Annotated in this window: 21 protein-coding genes; 7 read left to right on the top strand and 14 right to left on the bottom strand. The window is 70.3% G+C overall.

Features of this window, described 5'->3' with window-relative positions:
• Positions 1-3 precede the first annotated feature (3 nt).
• The 3 genes from IG84_RS0113260 (at position 4) to IG84_RS0113250 (ending at position 2628) form a co-directional block, all read left to right on the top strand.
• A complete protein-coding gene (locus IG84_RS0113260; protein WP_031055415.1) occupies positions 4-639 on the top strand; it encodes a hypothetical protein in 636 nt (211 codons plus the stop codon).
• A gap of 75 nt (positions 640-714) precedes the next feature.
• A complete protein-coding gene (locus tag IG84_RS0113255; protein ID WP_031055412.1) occupies positions 715-1674 on the top strand; it encodes a small ribosomal subunit Rsm22 family protein in 960 nt (319 codons plus the stop codon).
• Positions 1675-1881: 207 nt separating this feature from the next.
• Positions 1882-2628, top strand: a complete 747-nt coding sequence (locus IG84_RS0113250) for a bifunctional DNA primase/polymerase (protein ID WP_031055409.1) — start codon at positions 1882-1884, stop codon at positions 2626-2628.
• A 37-nt stretch (positions 2629-2665) separates the two neighbouring features.
• Here the strand turns inward: IG84_RS0113250 and IG84_RS0113245 are convergent, their stop codons facing one another.
• Genes IG84_RS0113245 through efeO form a run of 4 tightly spaced genes read right to left on the bottom strand, consistent with a single transcriptional unit; the run spans position 2666 to position 6988 of the window.
• Positions 2666-3601 (bottom strand): SCO2278 family lipoprotein, encoded by a 936-nt coding sequence (locus IG84_RS0113245; protein WP_465270437.1) that lies wholly within the window; start codon positions 3599-3601, stop codon positions 2666-2668.
• On the bottom strand, positions 3510-4505 hold the full coding sequence (efeU, locus tag IG84_RS0113240; RefSeq protein WP_031055404.1) for an iron uptake transporter permease EfeU: 996 nt from the start codon (positions 4503-4505) through the stop codon (positions 3510-3512). Before efeU ends, IG84_RS0113245 begins: the two co-directional genes overlap by 92 nt.
• Before the next feature lie 28 nt (positions 4506-4533).
• Entirely contained in the window at positions 4534-5838 is a 1305-nt protein-coding gene (gene efeB / locus IG84_RS0113235) for an iron uptake transporter deferrochelatase/peroxidase subunit (RefSeq protein WP_078648796.1), read from the bottom strand.
• Positions 5839-5848: 10 nt separating this feature from the next.
• Positions 5849-6988 carry an iron uptake system protein EfeO gene (gene efeO / locus IG84_RS0113230; RefSeq protein ID WP_031055398.1) on the bottom strand — a complete coding sequence of 380 codons (1140 nt, stop codon included), beginning with the start codon at positions 6986-6988 and terminating at the stop codon, positions 5849-5851.
• Between the two features lie 213 nt (positions 6989-7201).
• Between efeO and IG84_RS0113225 the strand changes: the two genes are divergently transcribed.
• Positions 7202-7879 (top strand): PhzF family phenazine biosynthesis protein, encoded by a 678-nt coding sequence (locus IG84_RS0113225; protein ID WP_031055396.1) that lies wholly within the window; start codon positions 7202-7204, stop codon positions 7877-7879.
• Between the two features lie 24 nt (positions 7880-7903).
• On the opposite strand, the gene IG84_RS0113220 is transcribed toward IG84_RS0113225, so the two are convergent.
• Both IG84_RS0113220 and map read right to left on the bottom strand, forming a co-directional pair.
• A complete protein-coding gene (locus tag IG84_RS0113220; protein ID WP_031055393.1) occupies positions 7904-8593 on the bottom strand; it encodes a biliverdin-producing heme oxygenase in 690 nt (229 codons plus the stop codon).
• Between the two features lie 127 nt (positions 8594-8720).
• A complete protein-coding gene (gene map, locus IG84_RS0113215; protein ID WP_031055390.1) occupies positions 8721-9578 on the bottom strand; it encodes a type I methionyl aminopeptidase in 858 nt (285 codons plus the stop codon).
• Between the two features lie 72 nt (positions 9579-9650).
• On the opposite strand from map, the gene IG84_RS0113210 reads away from it, so the two are divergent.
• Positions 9651-9872, top strand: a complete 222-nt coding sequence (locus IG84_RS0113210) for a hypothetical protein (RefSeq protein WP_031055387.1) — start codon at positions 9651-9653, stop codon at positions 9870-9872.
• A 22-nt stretch (positions 9873-9894) separates the two neighbouring features.
• On the opposite strand, the gene IG84_RS0113205 is transcribed toward IG84_RS0113210, so the two are convergent.
• The 3 genes from IG84_RS0113205 to IG84_RS0113195 all read right to left on the bottom strand — a co-directional run bounded on the left by IG84_RS0113205 (position 9895) and on the right by IG84_RS0113195 (position 14074).
• Positions 9895-11004: a serine hydrolase domain-containing protein gene (locus IG84_RS0113205; RefSeq protein ID WP_169749875.1), complete on the bottom strand. Its 1110-nt coding sequence runs from the start codon at positions 11002-11004 to the stop codon at positions 9895-9897.
• 14 nt (positions 11005-11018) lie between these two features.
• Positions 11019-12356 (bottom strand): multidrug effflux MFS transporter, encoded by a 1338-nt coding sequence (locus IG84_RS0113200; protein WP_037800116.1) that lies wholly within the window; start codon positions 12354-12356, stop codon positions 11019-11021.
• Between the two features lie 86 nt (positions 12357-12442).
• Positions 12443-14074, bottom strand: coding sequence for an alkaline phosphatase D family protein (locus IG84_RS0113195; protein WP_031055378.1), 1632 nt, complete (start codon positions 14072-14074; stop codon positions 12443-12445).
• Positions 14075-14347: 273 nt separating this feature from the next.
• On the opposite strand from IG84_RS0113195, the gene IG84_RS0113190 reads away from it, so the two are divergent.
• Positions 14348-15241, top strand: a complete 894-nt coding sequence (locus tag IG84_RS0113190; protein ID WP_037800115.1) for an SDR family oxidoreductase — start codon at positions 14348-14350, stop codon at positions 15239-15241.
• Between the two features lie 181 nt (positions 15242-15422).
• Entirely contained in the window at positions 15423-15776 is a 354-nt protein-coding gene (locus IG84_RS38885; RefSeq protein WP_051861668.1) for a hypothetical protein, read from the top strand.
• Positions 15777-15901: 125 nt separating this feature from the next.
• Here the strand turns inward: IG84_RS38885 and IG84_RS41135 are convergent, their stop codons facing one another.
• The 5 genes from IG84_RS41135 to IG84_RS0113165 form a co-directional block, all read right to left on the bottom strand.
• Positions 15902-17119: a hypothetical protein gene (locus IG84_RS41135; RefSeq protein WP_157848866.1), complete on the bottom strand. Its 1218-nt coding sequence runs from the start codon at positions 17117-17119 to the stop codon at positions 15902-15904.
• Between the two features lie 134 nt (positions 17120-17253).
• Positions 17254-17877 (bottom strand): hypothetical protein, encoded by a 624-nt coding sequence (locus IG84_RS0113180; protein ID WP_157848865.1) that lies wholly within the window; start codon positions 17875-17877, stop codon positions 17254-17256.
• Positions 17878-17985: 108 nt separating this feature from the next.
• Complete coding sequence (locus IG84_RS0113175; protein ID WP_051861667.1) at positions 17986-18636, bottom strand: hypothetical protein; 651 nt, start codon at positions 18634-18636, stop codon at positions 17986-17988.
• Positions 18633-19265, bottom strand: a complete 633-nt coding sequence (locus IG84_RS0113170; protein ID WP_031055364.1) for a hypothetical protein — start codon at positions 19263-19265, stop codon at positions 18633-18635. The genes IG84_RS0113175 and IG84_RS0113170 overlap by 4 nt, the downstream gene beginning before the upstream one ends.
• Complete coding sequence (locus tag IG84_RS0113165; protein WP_031055362.1) at positions 19262-19642, bottom strand: hypothetical protein; 381 nt, start codon at positions 19640-19642, stop codon at positions 19262-19264. The genes IG84_RS0113170 and IG84_RS0113165 overlap by 4 nt, the downstream gene beginning before the upstream one ends.
• Between the last annotated feature and the right edge of the window lie 29 nt (positions 19643-19671).

The raw sequence follows: 19671 nt of genomic DNA, 5'->3' as shown, positions 1-19671 counted from the left end.
GCCATGGATGCCGTACGCGTCGCGCTGCTGCGCGAAGTCCTCGCCGGTACCGAATGGATCCAGGCCACCCGCCGCTTCGCCGGGTCGCTGCGCGCGTCCGTGGCGCCGCACGGCGGCGGGCTGCTGCTGGTCGGCAGCGCGGAGTACGAGCCCTGGCACCTGGCGGCGCACCTCGACGACGAGGCCGCGTGGTCGGGCCTGCCGGAGCTCTCCCCGACGCTGGTGCGGCACCGCGTCCCGCTGGGCGTCCCGGCGCACCTCTCGGTGGGCCTCGGGCGGCTGGAGACGGCGCGGCGGGGCGAGACGCTGCTGGTCGTGGCGCCGGACGCGCCCGGGCCCTGCCTGCTGGAGCGGGTGCACGACGCCCGGCGGAACGGCGCGACGGTACTGGCGCTGGACGCGGGCGACCGGGATCTGGGGACGCTGGCGCACGATGCGCTGACGGTGCCGGGGCCGGCGGTTTCGACGGAGGGCGCGGTGGCCGGGGCTGCCGACCTGGACCTCGACACCGTGCAGCACCTGGTCAGCGCGGCCGCCGGAGAGAACAGCCTGCCCGCCCCGCGCCGCCACCGCCGCTTCCGCGACCGCCTCTCCCGCCTCGCCGACCAGCTCACGGCGCCCCCGCCGCCGCGCTGGTGACCCCGCCCGGTGGCGGCCCTGCGCCCGGTCGCGGACGCGGCCGGGCTCCCGGCACCGCCCCGTAGAATTGCTCGAATGCACGAAGAACTGCGCGGGGCCCTCGCCGGGGTCCTCGACGGGCTGCCGCCCAAGCAGGCCGCGGCCGCCGTCGAGCGGCTGATCGCCAACTACCGCGGGCGCACGCCGACGGACGCTCCGGTGCTCAGGGACCGCGCCGACGTCGCCGCGTACGCCGCGTACAGGATGCCCGCGACGTTCGAAGCCGTACGGTCCGCGCTGGCCGCGGCCGGCGAACGGCTGCCGGACTGGCAGCCGACTGCGCATCTCGACATCGGCGGCGGCACGGGCGCGGCCGCCTGGGCCGCGGCCGATGTCTGGCCGAAGCTGCACACGACCGTCCTGGACTGGGCGGAGCCGGCCCTCGCGCTCGGCCGCGAGCTGGCCGCCGGCACTCTTCCCGGCATCCGCTGGCAGCGCCAGGTGATCGGCGAAGGGCTGACCGTCCCCGAGGACACCGACCTGGTCACCGTCTCGTATGTGCTCGGCGAGCTGACCGGCGCCGACCGGGAGGCAGTCGTCGCGGCGGCGGCCCGGGCGCGGACGGCCGTACTGATCGAGCCGGGTACCCCGGACGGGTACGCACGCATCCGCGCGGCCCGCGACCAGCTCGTGGCCGCCGGGCTGCGGGTCGTCGCGCCGTGCCCGCACAGCGCGGCCTGCCCGATCGTCCCGGGCGAGGACTGGTGCCACTTCGCGGCCCGGGTGAACCGCTCCTCGCTGCACCGCCAGGTCAAGGGCGGCTCGCTGCCGTACGAGGACGAGAAGTACGCGTATGTCGCGGCGACCCGCGTCGAGGCCCGCCCGGCCCCGGCCCGCATCGTCCGCAAGCCGCTGCTGCGCAAGGGCCAGGTGCTGCTGGACGTGTGCACGGCGGAGGACGGCCTGCAGCGCCGTACGGTCACCAAGCGGCAGGGAGCCGTCTACCGCGCCGCACGGGACGCCTCCTGGGGCGGCACCGTATCGGGCGAGGAGTAGCCGGACGAGGGAGCCGGGGCAAGGGGGCCGGACCCGGCGCTTCCGGGGTGGCACGGGCGCTCGCGGAGCTCCGTCTGCGCCCCCTGTGCGCCGCCGATGCGCCCCCGTACAACGCGTCCCGTACACCCCGAATCTCCGCTCCGGTCACCCAAGGAGGAGGATGGTGGCAGCATTGATCCCAGACCACCGCTCGAAGTGAGGGGATAGATGGAACGCAAGAGCAGGTTCTCCCAGTGGCTGCGCCGGCCGAGGAGCGGTTCGGACGGCGTCGATACGGACACGGGATCATCCGCGGCCCAGGGCGGCCGCGAGGACCTGCTGCTGGCAGCGGCCGACGCGGGTTTCCCGCTGGCCCCGGCGGCGCACCCCTCCGGCTACGGCTGTTCCTGTGAGCGCATCGGCTGTCCGACCCCCGGCCGGCATCCCATCTCGTTCGGCTGGCAGACCGTCGCCACGACCGACCGCGAGAAGGTCACCCAGTGGCTGCGAAAACATCCGCAGGCCAATTTCGTCACCGCCACCGGCATCGCCCACGACGTGCTGGACGTTCCCCTCGAAGCGGGCCGCAGCGCGCTGGCGCGGCTGGACGCCGAGGGCGTGGAGGTCGGCCCGGTCGTGCTGAGCGGCACGGGACCCCGGGAAGGCCGGATGCTGTTCTTCACGGCCACCCGCGGCACCCCGGACGACGAGGACGAGTGGTGGCCCTGCGAGCTGGACTGCCACCCCGAGACCATGGACGAGCACCCCGGGCTGCGCTGGCACTGCCGCGGCAGCTACGTCCTGCTGCCGCCCTCCCGGCTGCCCGGCGAACAGCCGCCGGTGCGGTGGCTGCGCGGCCCGGAGCGCCCGCTGCCGGACCCGCTCTCCCTCCTGGAGACGCTGACCGACGCCTGCGCCGCGTTCGCGCGCGAGGACAACGAGCACGAGTCGGCGGCCTGGCCGATCGGCCGCTGAGCGGGCCCGGACGACCGGGCCCGCACGTCGGGCGGGGCTAGTCGGCCTTCGCCTCCGTCGTCCGGCCCTGCCGGTTGAGGAAGACCACCCCGCCACCGGCGTCCTTGGCCGGTACCTTCACGACCTGCTCGGACACGGTCGTGAAGGTCATCTTGTTGGTCTTCTTCCGCGGCCCCTCGCGCACCGCCTCCACCGCCGGCTTGAGCGCGAAGGAGTGGCCGGCGGGCAGCGTCCGGTGCTGGAAGTGGTACGTAGCAAAGAAGGCCAGCGCGCCGCCGTCCTTCGTGCGCAGCGCCATCGCCGGGGCCTTGTACGGCTCGTCCACGGTCTCGGTGTGCTGGCCCGGCCGGTCGGCCGCGGCCTGTCGCTGTGCGCGCCAGCCGTCGGTGTCCACGCCCGGCGCGAAGGTGTTGCCCTCACCGGTCTTGAGGTACTTGGCGTACGTCTTCCCCAGCTTGCCCGGGTCCACCGTCAGGCCGGAGCCCTTGGCCGGTACCACCTCGGCGTGGCCGTCCTTGTCGGTGGCGAACTCCGGCACCTCGTCCTCGTCCAGCAGCAGGAGGTAGGCGGCCTTCCACTTCTCGCCGATCCCGTTGCGGGTGAAGGCGACGAACCAGTGGCCGTTGTTGCGGTTGCTGACCGTGTCGGCGACGAAGAACTTCGGCCAGCCCGCCTGCTTGGGTATCGCGAACCGGGCGTCGCTCAGCTCCAGGGGTTTGAAGCCCGGGTTGCCGTTCGGGCTGACCTGGCGGCCGCCCTTGGTGATGGCCTCGTCGATGTCGTGCAGCGCGCCGGTCTCATAGGTGGCGTTCACCGCCGGGTCCAAGGTCGTGTTGGCCTTGTTGTACCCGGCGACGAACTGCTTCAGGACCTTGCCGGCCTCAGCCTTCGACAGCGCCGGGATCTTCTCCCGTTCGCCGTGCACCGTCATGCACCCGCTCAGCGTCAGCAGTGCTGCGCTCGCGGTCATCATCGCGACGGGCACCCGGAACGGCGACCTGCGTGTCATGGGGCTCGGGCTCCTTCTGGGCGACCGGGGCGGACTCTGCGGCCGCCGGGGTGGCTCGATTCTGCGCCACCCTACCGGGGGCGAAGAAGAAGAGGAGCGTGGGGATCAGGTAGAGGCACCAGACCACGGCCTGGACAACTGTCGGGTCGGGCTGGAAGTTGAAGACGCCCTTCAGCAGCGTGCCGTACCAGCTGTCGGCCGGAACCTGCTCGCTGATGTCGAACGCCTTGCTGCCCAGGCCCGGGAGGAAGCGGGCCTCCTGCAGGTCGTGGACGCCGTACGCGAGGACGCCGGCGGCGACCACGACAAGCATCCCGCCGGTCCAGGTGAAGAACTTCGCCAGGTTGATCTTCAGCGCGCCGCGGTAGAACAGCCAGCCCAGCAGCACGGCGGTGAGCAGACCGAGCACCACGCCGATGAGCGGCTTGGGCGTACCGTCCGAACTCGCCTGCACGGCGGCCCAGACGAACAACGCGGTCTCCAGGCCCTCGCGGCCCACCGCGAGGAACGCGGTGAGGACGAGCGCGGCGGTACCCATGGCGAGCGCCGCGTCCAGCTTGCCGTGCAGCTCCGCCTTCAGGTGCCGCGCGGTGCGCCGCATCCAGAAGACCATCCACGTCACCAGGCCCACCGCGACGATGGACAGCGACCCGCCGAGTGCTTCCTGCGCCTCGAACGTCAGCGTCTGCGACCCGAATTGGAGCACGCAACCGAAGCCGAGCGCGAGCAGGACGGCGACCGCGATGCCGAGCCAGATGGGCTTCAGCGCGTCACGGCGGTCGGTCTTGACCAGGTACGCGATGAGGATGCAGACGACCAGGCTGGCCTCCAGCCCTTCGCGCAGGCCGATCAGATAGTTACCGAACACGTCGGTTCCCTCTCATTTCCGACGGAAGTCAGGCGAACAGCGCCCGGCCCCACCAGTCGTCCTTGCCGCGGACGCCCGGCGGGACGGCGAACACGGCCGAACCCACGTGCTGGATGTATTCGTTGAGCGCGTCGTGGCGCGCCAGGTTCTTCTGCAGCGGCACGAAGCCGTCCCGTACGTCCCGCTGGTACGCGAGGAAGAACAGCCCCGCGTCCAGCCGGCCCAGGCCGTCCGTGCCGTCGGTGAAGGAGTAGCCGCGGCGCAGGATGCGGATGCCGCTGTTGGAGTCGGGGTGCGCGAGCCGCACGTGTGCGGTCGGCAGCATCGACTTCAGGTGCGGCGCGTCGAACTCCTTCTGGCGGCCGACCGCCGCGCCCTCGCCCTTGCTGCGCCCGAAGACGTCCTCCTGCTCCTTGAGCGAGGTGCGGTCCCAGGTCTCGATGTGCATCCGGATGCGGCGCGCGACGAGGTACGAGCCGCCGGCCATCCAGCCCCCGGCCCCCTTCTCGTCCTGCTCCCCCACCCACACGTGCTTGTCGAGCGCCGCGCCATCGCTGCCGGCGATGTTCCGGGTGCCGTCCTTGAAGCCGAACATGTTGCGCGGGGTGTGCGCGTCCGGCGTCGTGGAGGAGGTCTTCCCGAAGCCGAGCTGCGACCAGCGCACGGCGACCTTGCCGAAGCCGATGCGGGCGAGGTTGCGGATCGCGTGCACGGCGACCTGCGGGTCATCGGCGCACGCCTGGACGCACAGGTCGCCGCCGCTGCGGGCCGCCTCCAGGTTGTCGCCGGGGAACTTCGGCAGGTCGATCAGCGCCTCGGGCCGCCGGTCCTTGATCCCGAAGCGGTCCTCGCCCTTCTTCTCGAAGAGCGTGGGCCCGATCCCGAAGGTCAGGGTGAGCCGGGAGGGCTTGAGGTCCAGCGCCTCGCCGGTGTCGTCCGGCGGCGCCTCGGCGAGCCCGCCGACCGCGCCCTCGCCGACCGGCCGCCCCGCCGTCATCCGCGCGGCGGCGGCCGTCCACTCCTTGAGGAGATCGATCAGCGCTTCCCGGTCGTCGGTGGTGACGTCGAACGCGGCGAAGTGCAGACGGTCCTGGACGGCGGTGGCGATACCGGCCTGGTGCGCGCCGTGGAAGGGCACGGCACCGCCGGAGTCGGCGGCCGGCGCGGGGTCGTCACCGGCGGTCAGCGCCGCGGCGGTGCCGCCGGCCGCGACCGCGCCGAGCGCGAGCCCGGCACCGCCCCAGCCGATCAGCGCGCGGCGGGAGGGGGTACGCGCTGCCGCGTCCGTCCCGTCCTCGGCGGTCCGCGCCAGGTCTTCGGATTCGACTGCCATGGAGCCCTCCCTACTGGGCGACGGCGGCGGCGAGCTTCGACAGCGGCTCGGCCAGCGCGCTGACGCCGTCCGACAGCGTCTTGCGGTCGCTCTTGGAGACGGTGTCGTACGCGACGAAGCCGTCGCCCTCGCGGTACTCGTCAAGCTGCTTCCCGATGGCCTCGAACTGCCGGTCCAGCTCCCTGACCAGCGCCGGGTCGTTCTTCTTCGCGACCGGCTTCAGCAGCTCGTACGCCTTCTGCGCACCCTCGACGTTGGCCTGGAAGTCGACCAGGTCGGTGTGGCTGTAGCGCTCCTCCTCACCGGTGACCTTGCCGGTGTAGACCTCGTCCAGCAGCTCCTTGGCGCCGTTGGCCATGCTGGTCGGGGTGATCTCCGCCTTACCGACCCGCTGCTGCCAGTCCTTCAGGTCGGTGATCAGCCGGTCGGCGAGCTTCTTGTCGTCCCCGGAGATCTTCTTGGTCTTCCACAGGGACTGCTCCAGCTTGTGCCAGCCGGTCCACTTCTGGCCGTCCTCCAGGCCGTCCTCGCGCACATCGACCTTGGGGTCGATGTCGCCGAAGGACTCCGCGACCGGCTCGGTACGCTCCCAGCCGATGCGGGACGGCGCGTACGCCTTCTTCGCGGCCTCCAGGTCACCGCTCTTGACGGCCTCGGCGAACTCCTTCGCCTTCGGCAGCGTCTCGTCGGCCTGCTGCTGCACGTACTTGCGGTACTCGGCCACCGCCGCGTCCAGCTTCGGGTCCCGCTTCGCCGCGGCGCCCTTGCCGGTCGCGGTGACCTTCTGCCGGATGCCGTCGCCCTTCATGCCGGGCTTGCAGGCGATCTCGTACGAACCGGCCTTCACCTCGGCGGTGATGGCGGCCCTGGTGCCCGGGCCGATGTTCTCCCGCTCGGTGACGATGCGGTCGCCGGGGGCGTAGACGTACACCTCGGTGACCTTGCTGCCCTTGTTCTCGACCGCGAGCTTCACGTGCCCGGCCGGGAACTCCTTCTTCGACACCTTGCACGCGTCGTCGGAGGCGGTCACCTGCACGGCGCCGGCTTTCCCGGCGTCACCCGCCACGTCGCTCTTGGCCGTGCACGCGGCTGCGGTCAGTGCGGCGGCCACGGTGATCGCGGCGGCGGTTGCGGAGCGGAGGGCTCGCATACGGGCTCCATGCTTCTTTCGGACTACGGCGAACTAAGGCGGACCTAACTTATCCGAGGCTTACCTGATTCCCGCCCGCCCGTCCAGTGATCCCTCTCTCACCGGCTACGAAGCCATAACAGACCGCCTAATGCCCGGCAATGACCTGGCAATGCTCCGGCCAAGGTAAGACCCCGCAGCCCTGTTGATCTGTCACCGGTGTTCAATGCCGTCATGACGGAACTTCACGTGCTGCGGGTGTTCTGCGGCCCGGCCGGCGACGGCGGAAACCCCCTCGGTGTCGTACCGGACGGGTCCGCATTTTCCGGACTTGGGGAACGGCAGGCGCTCGCCCGTGAACTGGGCTTCAGCGAAACGGTGTTCGTCGACGACGCAGGTCGCGGCGCGGTCGACATCTACACGCCGACGCTGCGGCTGCCGTTCGCCGGGCACCCGCTGGTCGGCACGGCCTGGCTGCTGCGGCACCTCGGGGAGCCGGTGGACACGCTGCGGCCGCCGGCCGGTGAGGCGCCCGTGCGTCACGACGGGGAGTTCACCTGGGTACAGGGGCGCGCAGAGTGGGCGACGGGCCGCACTCCGCATCAATACGCCGCGGTCGCCGAGGTGGACGCGCTCCCCGCGCCGCCCCCGGGCGAGGGCTGGCTGTACGCATGGGCGTGGGAGGACGAGCCCGCGGGGCGGGTACGGGCGCGGGGGTTCCCGCGGCGCGACGACAACATCACCGAGGACGAGGCGACCGGGGCCGCGGCCCTGCAGCTCACGCACGCGCTGGGCAGGGCACTGGACATCCGGCAGGGCCGCGGCTCGCAGATCGCCACGCGGCCGCGGCCCGGCGGCTGGATCGACCTCGGAGGCCGGGTCGCACAGAGCGAGGTACGGCAGCTCAGGTAAGCCGTGCGGCTAGGCCCTGCGCGTTCAGGCGCTCAAGGGGCTGCGCCCGTCCCCGCCGAACTCCGCCGACAGTTCGCTCAGCACCGCGACGTTCAGCGCGTACGCGCGCCTGCACTCCTCGACCACCCGCTGCTTCTCCAGGTCGTCCACGGGCAGCGCGTCCAGCAGCGCGCGGTACTCGCGCTTGAAGGCGGCGGGATTGCCGATCCCCTCGAAGACGTAGAAGCGGACGCCGTCGCCCTTGCGCGCGAAGCCCCACGCCTTCTCTGCCGTGCCGCGGACTATCTGGCCGCCGGAGAGGTCGCCGAGATAACGGGTGTAGTGGTGGGCGACGTACCCCGCCGGCCACTCGCGCGCACACTCGGCGATCCGTGCCGCGTACGCCTCCGTGGCGGGCAGCGGCCGGATGCCGTCGCGCCAGCCGGCGCCGCCCAGGTGCGCGAGGTCGCGCTCCAGCTCGGGCATGCGGGTCAGCTCGGGCCGCAGGAAGGGGCCCGTGACCGGGTCCTGGGCGAGGGCTTCGGTACTCCCCTCCAGGGCGCGGTAGACGAACCAGAGCTGCTCGGTATAGCGGCGGTAAGCGGCGACGCCGAGGCGGCCGCCGAGCATGTCGTCCATGAAGGAGGTGTGCTGCACCTCGGTATGCGCTTCGCTGGACGCCGTCCGGATCAGCGCGGAGAACGGCGTGGAGAGGGCGGGGCTGTGCGCGTCCAAGGCGGGCCTCCAGGGACCGAGCGGTAGCGGCCGGGAACCGATTGTGGCAACTTAGGCTTACCTAAGTCAATCAGTTCCCGACAGCCTGTCGGTAAAAGCCTACCCGCGCATGCGCTCGGGGAAGCGCTCAGGGAAGCGTGAGGATCTCCGCCCCGGTCTCCGTGACGACGAGGGTGTGCTCGAACTGCGCGGTGCGCTTGCGGTCCTTCGTCACCACCGTCCAGCCGTCCTCCCACATGTCGTACTCGTACGTGCCCAGCGTCAGCATCGGCTCGATCGTGAAGGTCATGCCGGGCTTGATCTCGGTCGTGTGGTGCGGGCTGTCGTAGTGCGGCACGATCAGGCCGGAGTGGAAGGACGTGTTCACGCCGTGGCCGGTGAAGTCGCGGACGACGCCGTAGCCGAAGCGCTTGGCGTAGGACTCGATGACCCGGCCGATGATGTTGATCTGCCGGCCCGGCTTCACGGCCTTGATGGCGCGGTTCAGCGACTCGCGGGTCCGCTCGACCAGGAGCTTGGACTCCTCGTCGACGTTGCCGCAGAGGTAGGTGGCGTTGTTGTCGCCGTGCACGCCGTGGATGAACGCGGTGACGTCGAGGTTCACGATGTCGCCGTCCTGCAGGACGGTGGAGTCCGGGATCCCGTGGCAGATGACCTCGTTGAGCGAGGAGCACAGGGACTTGGGGAAGCCGCGGTAGCCGAGCGTGGAGGGGTAGGCGCCGTGGTCGCACATGTACTCGTGCGCGACCCGGTCCAGCTCATCGGTGGTCACACCCGGCTCGATGAGCTTGGCCGCCTCCTCCATCGCCTGGGCCGCGATCCGGCCCGCGATGCGCATCCGCTCGATCGTGTCGGCGTCCTGCACCTCGGGGCCCGTATACGGGGTCGGCGCGTCCTTGCCGACGTACTCGGGGCGCGGGATGGAGGCGGGGACGGGGCGCTGCGGGGAGATGGTCCCCGGGACAAGGAGAGACTGGCCAGACATGCCAGCGAGTGTATCCGCGAGCCATCGGGCAGGATGGCGTCAGGCAAGGCGCCCAAGGCGGAGGAGGCCGGGATGGCACTGTTCAAGCGGGGTACGGCAGGGAAGCCCGGCGAGTGGTACTACTGCCTCAAGCACGCCAAGGTCGAGGAGGGCCCGGAGTGCCGGGCGGCCGACCGCATGGGGCCGTACGGCACCCGCGAGGAGGCCGCGCACGCGATGGAGACCGCGCGTGAGAGGAACTCGGAGTGGGAGAACGACTCCCGCTGGACCGACAAGGGGAGCAGCGGCTCCTGAGGATCAGCCGGCGGACTGAGGGTCAGCCGGCGGACGCCGCCCGCGCCAGATACGTCGCCAGCCGCGCCCGCGGCACCGGCTCGCCGCCCCGGCGCGGGTGCACCGCGTTCGTGAGCAGCACGAAAAACGTGTCGGACACCGGGTCGAGCACCAGGCTCGTCCCCGTGAAGCCGGTGTGCCCGGCAGCGCCGTTTCCGGCCAGCTCGCCCATGAAGCCGGGCTGTGCGACGCGGAAGCCCAGGCCGGGCGGGGTGAGCATCAGCTCGACGGTCTCCGGGCGCAGCACCGGCCCGCCGCCGGTGAGCAGCGCCCGGCACAGCACCGCGAGGTCCTGTGCCGTGGCGAAGAGCCCCGCCTGCCCGGCGACTCCGCCCAGCGCGTAGGCGTTCTCGTCGTGCACCTCGCCGCGCACCACACCGCCCGTACAGGACGGCCGCCGCGCCTTGAGCAGTACCTCGGCCTCGGTGGCGGCCACCCCGGCCGGGGCCAGCGGTCCGTACGAGGTGGAGAGCATGCCGAGCGGGCCGGTGATGCCGTCCCTGACGAGGACGTCGAGCGGCTCACCCCCGACCGTCTCCAGCAGCCGCTGGAGGGCGATGAAGCCGAGGTCGGAGTAGCAGAAGGGGCCCGGCACGGCGGCCGCGGCCGCGGTCCACAGCGGCCCGAGCCGGTCGCTTCCCGGGCCGGCAGCGCCGTCGTACAACGGCAGCTCGGCGGCCAGCCCCGAGGTGTGGGTGAGCAGGTGGCGAATCGTTACGGCGGGCGCGAAGTCCGGCAGGTGGCGGGCCACCGGATCATCCAGCCCGAGCGTCCCGCGCTCCACCCGCTGCAGCACCGCGATCGCCGTGAACAGCTTCGACAGCGACGCCAGGTCGAAGACCGTGCCGGCCCGCACCGGCTCCCAGCGCTCCCGGGCCAGCGGCACCCCGCGCCCACGGGCCACGTCGTACGAGCCGTACCGCAGTGCCCACCCCGCGGCCTCCTCGACCGCGACGACGGGCCCGCGCCCCGCCAGCGCCACGACACCCGCGCAGCAGGGCGCGGGACCTTCGGGCAGCGCGCGGATCTCCGCGACGAGCCGCTGGGTCCATGCCGGATCGAGCCCCGCCTGAAGGGGGGTGCCGTGGCGCAGTGATGCGGGTGCGTTCAGAGCCGGTTCCCTTCGCCGGTCGTGCCGTCCTCCGTGGACTCCTCCCTACGCTGCCACGGACGGCACAGTCCCAGGAAGCACGCGAGCGCCAGAAGTGCACAGGAACCCTGTACGACGGCCATCGGGACGGCCGTCCGCTCGCCCGCGATGCCCACCAGCGGGGAGGCCACGGCGCCCATCAGGAACGTGGAGGTGCCCAGCAGCGCCGAGGCGGAGCCCGCCGCGTGCGAGGTGCGCAGCAGCGCCTGGGTGTTGGTGCTCGGCATGACCAGGCCCATCGAGGCCATCAGGACGAACAGCCCGGCGGCCATCGGCGCGAGCCCGACGTGCCCGAAGACGCCGGTGGACATCAGCAGCAGCGCGGCGGCCGCGACCGTGATCAGGCCCAGTCCGACCCCCAGCACCTTGTCCAGCGAGACCCGGCCGACCAGCACCTTTCCATTGATCTGGCCCAGCAGGACCAGCCCGATGGAGTTGACGCCGAAGAGCAGGCTGTAGGTCTGCGCCGAGGCGCCGTAGATCTCCTGGATCACGAACGGCGAGGCGCTGATGTACGCGAAGAGCGCCGCGAAGGCGAAGGCGCTGACGAGCAGGTACCCGGCGAAGACCCGGTCGGTGATCAGCCCGCGCATGGTCTGCAGCGCGGCGCCGAGGCCGCCCGCGTGCCGGCGCTCCGGCGGCAGCGTCTCGTGCAGCTTCCGCCAGACGACGAGGGTGAGCAGCACGCCGATCACGGTGAGCACGACGAAGACGCCGCGCCAGTCGGTGATGCGCAGGATCTGCCCCCCGATCAGCGGGGCGACGACCGGCGCGACGCCGGAGATCAGCATCAGGGTGGAGAAGAAGCGGGCCATCGCCACGCCGTCGTACATGTCGCGGACCACGGCCCGGGCGATGACGATGCCGGCCGCGCCGGCCAGGCCCTGGATCAGCCGCGCGCCGATGAGGAACTCGGCGTTGGTGGAGAGCGCGCACAGGGCGGTGGCCAGGACGTAGACGACCATGCCGATGAGGAGCGGGCGGCGGCGCCCCCACTTGTCGCTCATCGGCCCGACCACCATCTGGCCGAGCGCCATGCCGGCGAGGCAGGTGGTGAGGGTGAGCTGGACGGTGGCGGCGGGGCTGTGCAGGGACCGGGTGACCGCCGGCAGGGCCGGGAGGTACATGTCCATGGAGAGCGGCGGGACAGCGGTCAGGCCGCCCAGGATGAGGGTGACCAGGAGGCTCGTGCGACGTGCCGCGGGAGTCGGCGCGGGGCCTGCGGCCGTGGCGGGTATTCGGGGACCGGTGCTGCTCTGATGGCTCTCGGCCGTGACGGGGCCGGGGTCCGACATGAGTGTCTCCATGATTTGTAGATGTACGCACCATGGTGTCATGTACTGGCGGACCCCGGCCTGTTTTTTACCCCCCGGCGGCTGGATCAGGCGGGCTTCAGACCCGGGTCGCCCGCCTCGGACACGAAGGACGCGGCGGTGGCGACCGGCGCGCCCTGCGTGGTCACCGCGGACACGGTCCGGTAGTCCGCGCGCACCTTCTCCTGGTCCAGCTCGACCGTCACATAGCCGCGGCGGCCGTTGTAGAACTTCATGTGCGGGTTGGCCGTCATGTAGGCGTCCCAGTTGGGCGGCTTGTCCGCGCCGTCCTTGCCACTCGCGATGGAGGTCGTCACGAACTCCACGCCCTGCGTGCGCGACCCGGGGTCCCCGAAATCCTTCTTGATGTCGAAGGCGTAGTGCACATGCACATCACCCGTGAGGACCACGAGGTTGTCCACACCCGCCGCCTCCGCGCCGGCCAGCACGCGGTCCCGGGAGGCGCTGTAGCCGTCCCAGGAGTCCATGCTGACCTTGTAGTCCGCCGCGGTGGTGGAGCGCCGCTCGGAGAAGGTGACCTGCTGCGGCACGACGTTCCACAGCGCGGTGGAGCCGCGCCAGCCGTCGGTCAGCCAGCGCTCCTGCGTGGCGCCGGTCAGGGTGCGGTTCTTGTCCGTGGACTCGGGGCCGGGGGCGTGCCAGCCGTCGCCGTACGCCTGGTCGGAGCGGTACTGGCGGGTGTCGAGGATGTCGAACTGGGCGAGCGTGCCGTACTGCATCCGGCGGTAGAGCTGCATGTCGGAGCCGCTGGGCCGCTGCGGGCGGCGCAGCGGCTGGTTCTCCCAGTACGCGCGGTAGCCGGCGGCGCGGCGGGCCAGGAACTCGGCCGGCGGCAGGTTGTCCTCGCTGATGGCGGAGGCGTAGTTGTTCTCCACCTCGTGGTCGTCCCAGGTGACGACGAAGGGGTGCGCCGCGTGTGCGGCCTGCAGGTCCGGGTCGGACTTGTACAGCGCGTACCGCAGCCGGTAGTCCTCCAGCGTGACCGTCTCCTTGTTGAAGAGCGCGGGCAGCGTCCGGTCCGTGTAATTACGGGCGCCGCCGACGGCATTCACCGGGTACTCGTAGAGGTAGTCCCCGAGGTGGAAGACGACGTCCAGGTCCTCCTCCGCCAGGTGCCGGTGGGCGGTGAAGTAACCGTCGTGGTACGCCTGGCAGGAGACGGCCCCCAGGCGCAGGCTCTGGAGGCTCGCGCCGCGGGCGGGGGCGGTGCGGGTGCGGCCGACCGGGCTGATCCAGTCGCCGGCGCGGAAGCGGTAGTAGTACACCCGGTCCGGGCCGAGACCGGTCGCCTCGATGTGTATGGAGTGATTGAACTCCGGATGCGCCTCGGCCTTCCCCTGTCCTGCAATACGGGCGAACTTCTCATCATGCGCGATCTCCCAGCGGACGGAGACCCGCGCCTCGGGCATTCCATTCCCCGGCTCGTACGGGCGGGGCGCCAGCCGGGTCCACAGGACGACCGAGCCGGGCAGCGGGTCACCGGAGGCGACACCGAGCGTGAAGGGGTTCTCGGAGAGCTGCTTCGCGTCCACCTCGGCAGCGTAGGCCGCGCCGGTGCCCGGCAGATTGGTCGCGAAGGCGAGCGTCGCGGCGGCCCCGGCGACGGTGAGGAAGCGGCGGCGCCCGAGGTGCTCGGCGGCGGCCCGCAACTGCTGATCCTGCTGGGAATGCTGAGTCATCTGCCCCTGCCCTGGCTGCTGTGATCCGGGAGTTCTGGTTGTCTGCAGCGATTGCAGAGGCCGGGGGCGGCGGAGTGCTGTCGGATGTACGACGCAACGATGACGGCGGGATGAGGAGTGGGGCTGCAACGGACAATTCCAGCCCGTCTGGGGGCACCTCCCAGCGGTAGCTGGGGGAGTTTGAGGACGAACAGAAGTCGATGGCTGCGGCACTCGCGGGAACTTCCCGGCCCCGCGACGGCAGCGCGCAGCCGCGCCGCCTACGCTGCCGCCATGACTGACACGGAGAATCCAAAGGTGGCCGTGGTGACCGGCGCGGGCTCCGGCATCGGCCGCGCGGTCGCACTGGAGCTGGCCGCCGCGGGCTGGTCGGTGGCGCTGGCGGGCCGGCGCGCGGAGGCCCTGGAGGAGACGGTGAGGCTGGCGGGGGGCGGGGGGCTGGCTGGTGACGGCGCCTTGGCCGGGGACGGTGACCGTGAGCTTGTCGGTGACGGCGCACTGGCTGGTGCCGGCGCGCTGGCGGGCAACCGGGCACTGGTCGGTGACGGCGCGCTGGCCGGCGGCGGCTCCGGCCTCCTCGCCGTCCCCACCGACGTCACCGACCCCGCCGACGTCGCGGCGCTCTTCTCCGCCGCCCGCGACCGCTTCGGCCGGGTCGACCTGCTCTTCAACAACGCCGGTACGTTCGGCGCGCCGGGCCCGCTGGAGGGCCTCGCTTACGAGGACTGGCGATCGGTCGTGGACGTCAACCTCAACGGCGCGTTCCTCTGCGCCCAGGCAGCCTTCCGGGCGATGAAGGACCAGTCACCGCAGGGCGGCCGCATCATCAACAACGGCTCGATCTCCGCGCACGTACCGCGCCCGCACTCCATCGCGTACACCGCGACCAAGCACGCCATGACCGGCCTCACCAAGTCCCTCTCCCTGGACGGCCGTCCGTACAACATCGCCTGCGGCCAGCTCGACATCGGCAACGCGGCGACGGAAATGACGGGCCGCATGCAGACCGGCATCCTCCAGGCCAACGGCGAGCTGGCGGTGGAGCCGGTCATGGACGCGGCGGACGTCGCCCGCACGGTCGTCCACATGGCCGCCCTCCCCCTGGAGGCGAACGTCCAGTTCGCCACGGTGATGGCTACGGGGATGCCGTACATCGGACGGGGCTGAGGCGGGGCTGAGGGGGTGTCGAGGCGGGCGCGACGGGGACTCCCTCTCCCTCTCCGTGGTGACGAGTGATCACACACCCGTCACATCACCCCCACACCCTGCCCCGACCTCCTCCACCGGCCTCCACCAGCGCTTTCGCGCCCCATCCCAGATCGCCACCACCCTCGGTACGATCCCGCGCATGCCTCCCCACAACGACCTGGATGACCAGGGCATCGCACTCCTCATGGAGTCCGCCACGCCGCGGGAGCGCCGCGCGGTACTGCGCCGCCGGCGCCACCGCCCGTCGAGCCCCCGCGACGCCCGCCTCACCCAGCTCGTCGTCTCCCTGCTCTTCCTGGCCGGTGGCATCGGCGCCCTCATAGAACACGTCGACGCCCACACCTCGGCCCGCACGGTCGCCGCGTATCTGGCCCTGATCGCCCTCTGCGCCGTCTCCGCCGAACTCAGCCGCCGCGGCCGCACCCGCATCAGCTTCTGGCTCCTGTGCACCGGCATGATCGCCCTCGGCCTCACCACTCCCTTCCTCCTCTGAGGCCACCCTCACCCCAGACTTTTCGTGCAGTTGTGGAGGCGGCTTTGTGCAGGAGATCGGGTGGGGATGTGCCGAAAGGCGAGGCGCCACGGTACGGGCTACCGCGGCCCCCGTCCCCCATGCGCTCAGCCGACGGGCCCCCACCGGCGGACACGGGGGCGCTCTTCGCTAGCCGCGGCCTTCGGTTTCGCAACGGGACGCCCGTGCTCCGTACACCGCACGGGCATAACGGCACCGTCACCACGCAGCGAAACCACGCCGGCACCATAGATATCGCCCACGTACCAGACCTGCGCCCGCCCGGCCGGCAGCCGACGAAGAGCAAGCTGCGTACGCAGAGCCTCATTACCGGTGACCAACACGAGAGCACGCCCCCGATGCCGTATCTCCACATCCAGCGTCCGCCAGGGGGTACCTCTGCTGCGCAATGTCCGACGCAGGATGAAGCTGCTCCGCAAACGCCGAAAAGCCGGAATCACGGTGCCGGCCAACACAAAGACAAGGCCCTTGGCGCTGCTCGCATGCCAAGGCCCGAGCGAGAAAAGCCAGAGAAAAGGAACCGGCGCAGCCGCCAGCACAGCCGCCCCGCGCAGCAGCCGTAGCCGCATCGACCAACGCGTGGCCGGAAAGGCCCAGGCCGCTCCCGATGGCGGCTCAGGAGCCGGCACCACCGGACCACGGTCCGATTCCATGGCCGGGATGGCGAGCTCCGGCAGGCGAACACCCGCCTTGACGGCTCTGATCAGTGCTTCGGGAGAGGCATTGGCAAGATGCTCGGCCCGTGAGCCCCCTGCTGGGAGCTCCAACATGCGGCGCGGCCCGCACTTGCCCGGCACCGCGAGGACGGCACGGAAGCGCGGATCGCCGACGACCCACAGCGTCCGGATGTCCGCCTTGGCCTCGCGACCGGCCTGCGGGGGCATCCGCTCCAACCACCAACGGCTGCGCCGAGTTCGGTACACATAGCACTGTTCCCAGGAATTCGGGTTGTCCGGACTCGGAACCTTGAACCAGGCCCTGCTCCCATGGGCGGAGCGCACACCGGCCGAGTGCGGAAGACCGCTCTCATAGACCTGCCAAGGATAGATGCGCAGAATGCGACGCAGCCGGAACATCTGCCTGACTCGGGAGACTTGGCGGCAGACCCCGTAGATTCCGGCGATGACGAGCAGCACGGCCAGGGTGCAGCGCAACCACGTTGGAATGGGCAGGCGGGCTACGGCGAACCCGCCGGCCACAACTCCGAAAGGAACGACCAGCAGATGTAGCGCGAGCCCCGCCTTCCAGGCACGACGGGTGGCCGAGTGCTGCCAGGCAGTGTCACCGGTGGCGGAAGACTGCATAGCGCTGGTTTCGTGGGGAGCGGAACGATCGGCGGGGTGTCTCATGCTGTCTTTCTGCCGCTCTGAGGCGCCGCTACAGACAGGGATGTCCGGCCGCGGCACCGGCACGGCGTCCCCTACGTCTCGCGGCACGGTCAATCGACGGTGATGTCGTCCGGGTGCACCACCTTCATGCTGCGGGCGAATGCGTCGAACGCATCGACATTCGCGGACACCCAGCCGATGTCGTCGCTGACGGTGCGCATGGACAGGTCGATGCCATGAGAGTCGACGCGCCACCCGTAGTTGACCGAAATGGCGAGAGCTTCGCCGCCCCTCGGCACGAAGCGGCGGACGGAGCGCAGCCCCTTGCCGAGGTTGTCGGTGGTGAAGTCCACGATCTGGGGATCCTGGACGGCTCCGGGCTGGTTGCGTTGTACCAGCGTGTCCAAAACCTGCTCCATCGGCCCTTCCGACGCGGCCGCATAGAAGAAGAACGGCAAGGGCTCCCTGCGAAGATCCGGAACGTACGCGAACAAGTACTGCATGGGGATCTTCTGCGGAAACTGCTCGGCGATGCCCTCGAGCATGCCCGCGAGCTCTTTCACCTGCGCCTTGTCACGGGGGTCACCATCGTGAAGCTCCCAATGCAACTCAGCGCACCTCTTCACCCACTTCCGCCGCTTCCGGTCAGCACCCCACCCCTCAAGGATGGGGAGAGGAATCCACCCATCCGGGACTGCGCCTTCGGTGAAGTCGAGTGCGTACGAAATGCTCATGCTGCGCTCCATCGGAAGGTGGTCATGGCGTAAATGTTTGCCCCTCGTCGCCCTTCCAGCGAAAAGCAGAAGCATGGGAGCCAGTAGTCCGCGTCGCACTCAGTCAGATCATGCAGACTTCCAGGTATCCGCTTCCTCATCCGGGCTAATACGGATGGTGCGAGCGAATTCGTCGATGTCGGGGAATGCGCGGATAATCCGGCCCGGTTCCGGGTGGGACAGGAGGATGAGGACATCTGCGGCTTCCGAGCCGCTCTCGTAGCGCCAGGCATAACGGAGGCCGGCGTGCACCTCGTTGCTGTCCTCGTCCTGGAAGTAGCGCAGCACACGCAGACCGGTGCCGAGGTGCGGAGAGTCGAATTTCTCGACGATCGGAGGCTCGATGGCGTAGTCCGCATCAGCGTGCGTCAGTTCGCGCAGCGCAGTGTCGCAGTCTTCTTCCTCGATCTCGAGCAGGTCCACGAACACGGTAATCGGAATGTCTCTCGGGTGCGGCAAGTGCAAGAAGACATCGAATCCCGGGCAGATGGCGGGTGCCCTGTTCGCGTGCATCACCAAGATGTCGGTCAGCAGCTCGACCTCGCCCGGCCGGGGCTTCTCGGTCGCGAAATCTTCCCACCACGCCTCAGCAAAGATGCGCGCCCATGCCTGGGGGCTCTGCGCAGCCTCTACGTCCTCAAGCCCCGGCTCGGGCCACATGAGCGGAACGCGGATCCAGGGGTCGAGGTACGTCGCGTGCTTGACGTTGAGCCAGCTCATTCATATCTCCACTTGAACGTACCCACGACTGCGTCGAACAGCTCGATCAACACATCGGTGAAATCGCTGTCGAGGTTTCCGTCCCCTGGGGTGGAAAAACTGATCGAAAGCCAGTTCCCTGAGTTACCGGCCACCGGCATGACGTATTCGACCCGGCGGGTATCAACATCGAGCTCCCGGCCGGGCTCTGCCGCTACCCGGTCCTCCCGCCGTACGGCTGTACTGCCGGATAGTTCCCTGGTGGTCACGCCAGGACCGGCGGAGTTGGCTGCGAGCCGCTTGAGGACATGTTTGGCCTGGGCCTGCCCGGCGCCCCCGATGGGCAGCTCGGACACGATGAACGATGCGGCTACGACGGTGCCCTTACGTGGGCTTACCGGTAGGTAAAGGTCCAGGCCGCCGTTACGCCGTGCCGCGCGAGCCTTCTTCTCCAACTGCCGGCGCAGTTCGAGCCGAAGACGCATCGCGTCGTCGCGCGCGACCCCGTCCGGGACCTTGTCCAGATGCGTGAAGAAGATCTGCTCGAGAGCCTCTTTGGTTCCCTCGCGGAGGGGAATCCGAGCCCAGCCAGGCGGGATGATGAGCGTGTATCCGGTAGGTGTCGCTTCGACCGTCCCGCTGGAGCTCACGGGGTCTCCTTGGCTGGCTTCTTGATCAGTCCACTCAGCAGGATCGCCAGACACAGCACTGCCGGAACCACTGCCACCCACGAGTAGATGATCAGCGCGCCATTTGCGACAAGAAGCAGCCCTGCCGCCACCTTGGACATGGTCGGCAAGCTGCCCACGTGCTCAGGGTCCTGGATAATCCGGCGGAACATGACGAAGACCACAGTCAAAGCGAAGGGCGCGATCATCATGGGCCAGGCCCAGGCTTCGATCGGCACCCAGTCCCTCCCCGCAAACTTTCCGATAAGTCCTGCCAGAAGAAACCAGAGGAGGGGGACGAGCACAATCACTCGAACCGCGAACAGGCCCCTGGATTCGCCGTTACCGGATGACATCATGCTACCTCCTGCATTCCCTTGACCAAAAT

Origin of the sequence: Streptomyces ochraceiscleroticus (genome assembly GCF_000720485.1) — a bacterium.
In the GTDB taxonomy this organism is placed as follows: domain Bacteria; phylum Actinomycetota; class Actinomycetes; order Streptomycetales; family Streptomycetaceae; genus Streptomyces; species Streptomyces ochraceiscleroticus.
The sequence above is the reverse complement of the archived record's forward strand: the minus strand, read 5'-3'. Positions and strand labels throughout refer to the sequence as shown.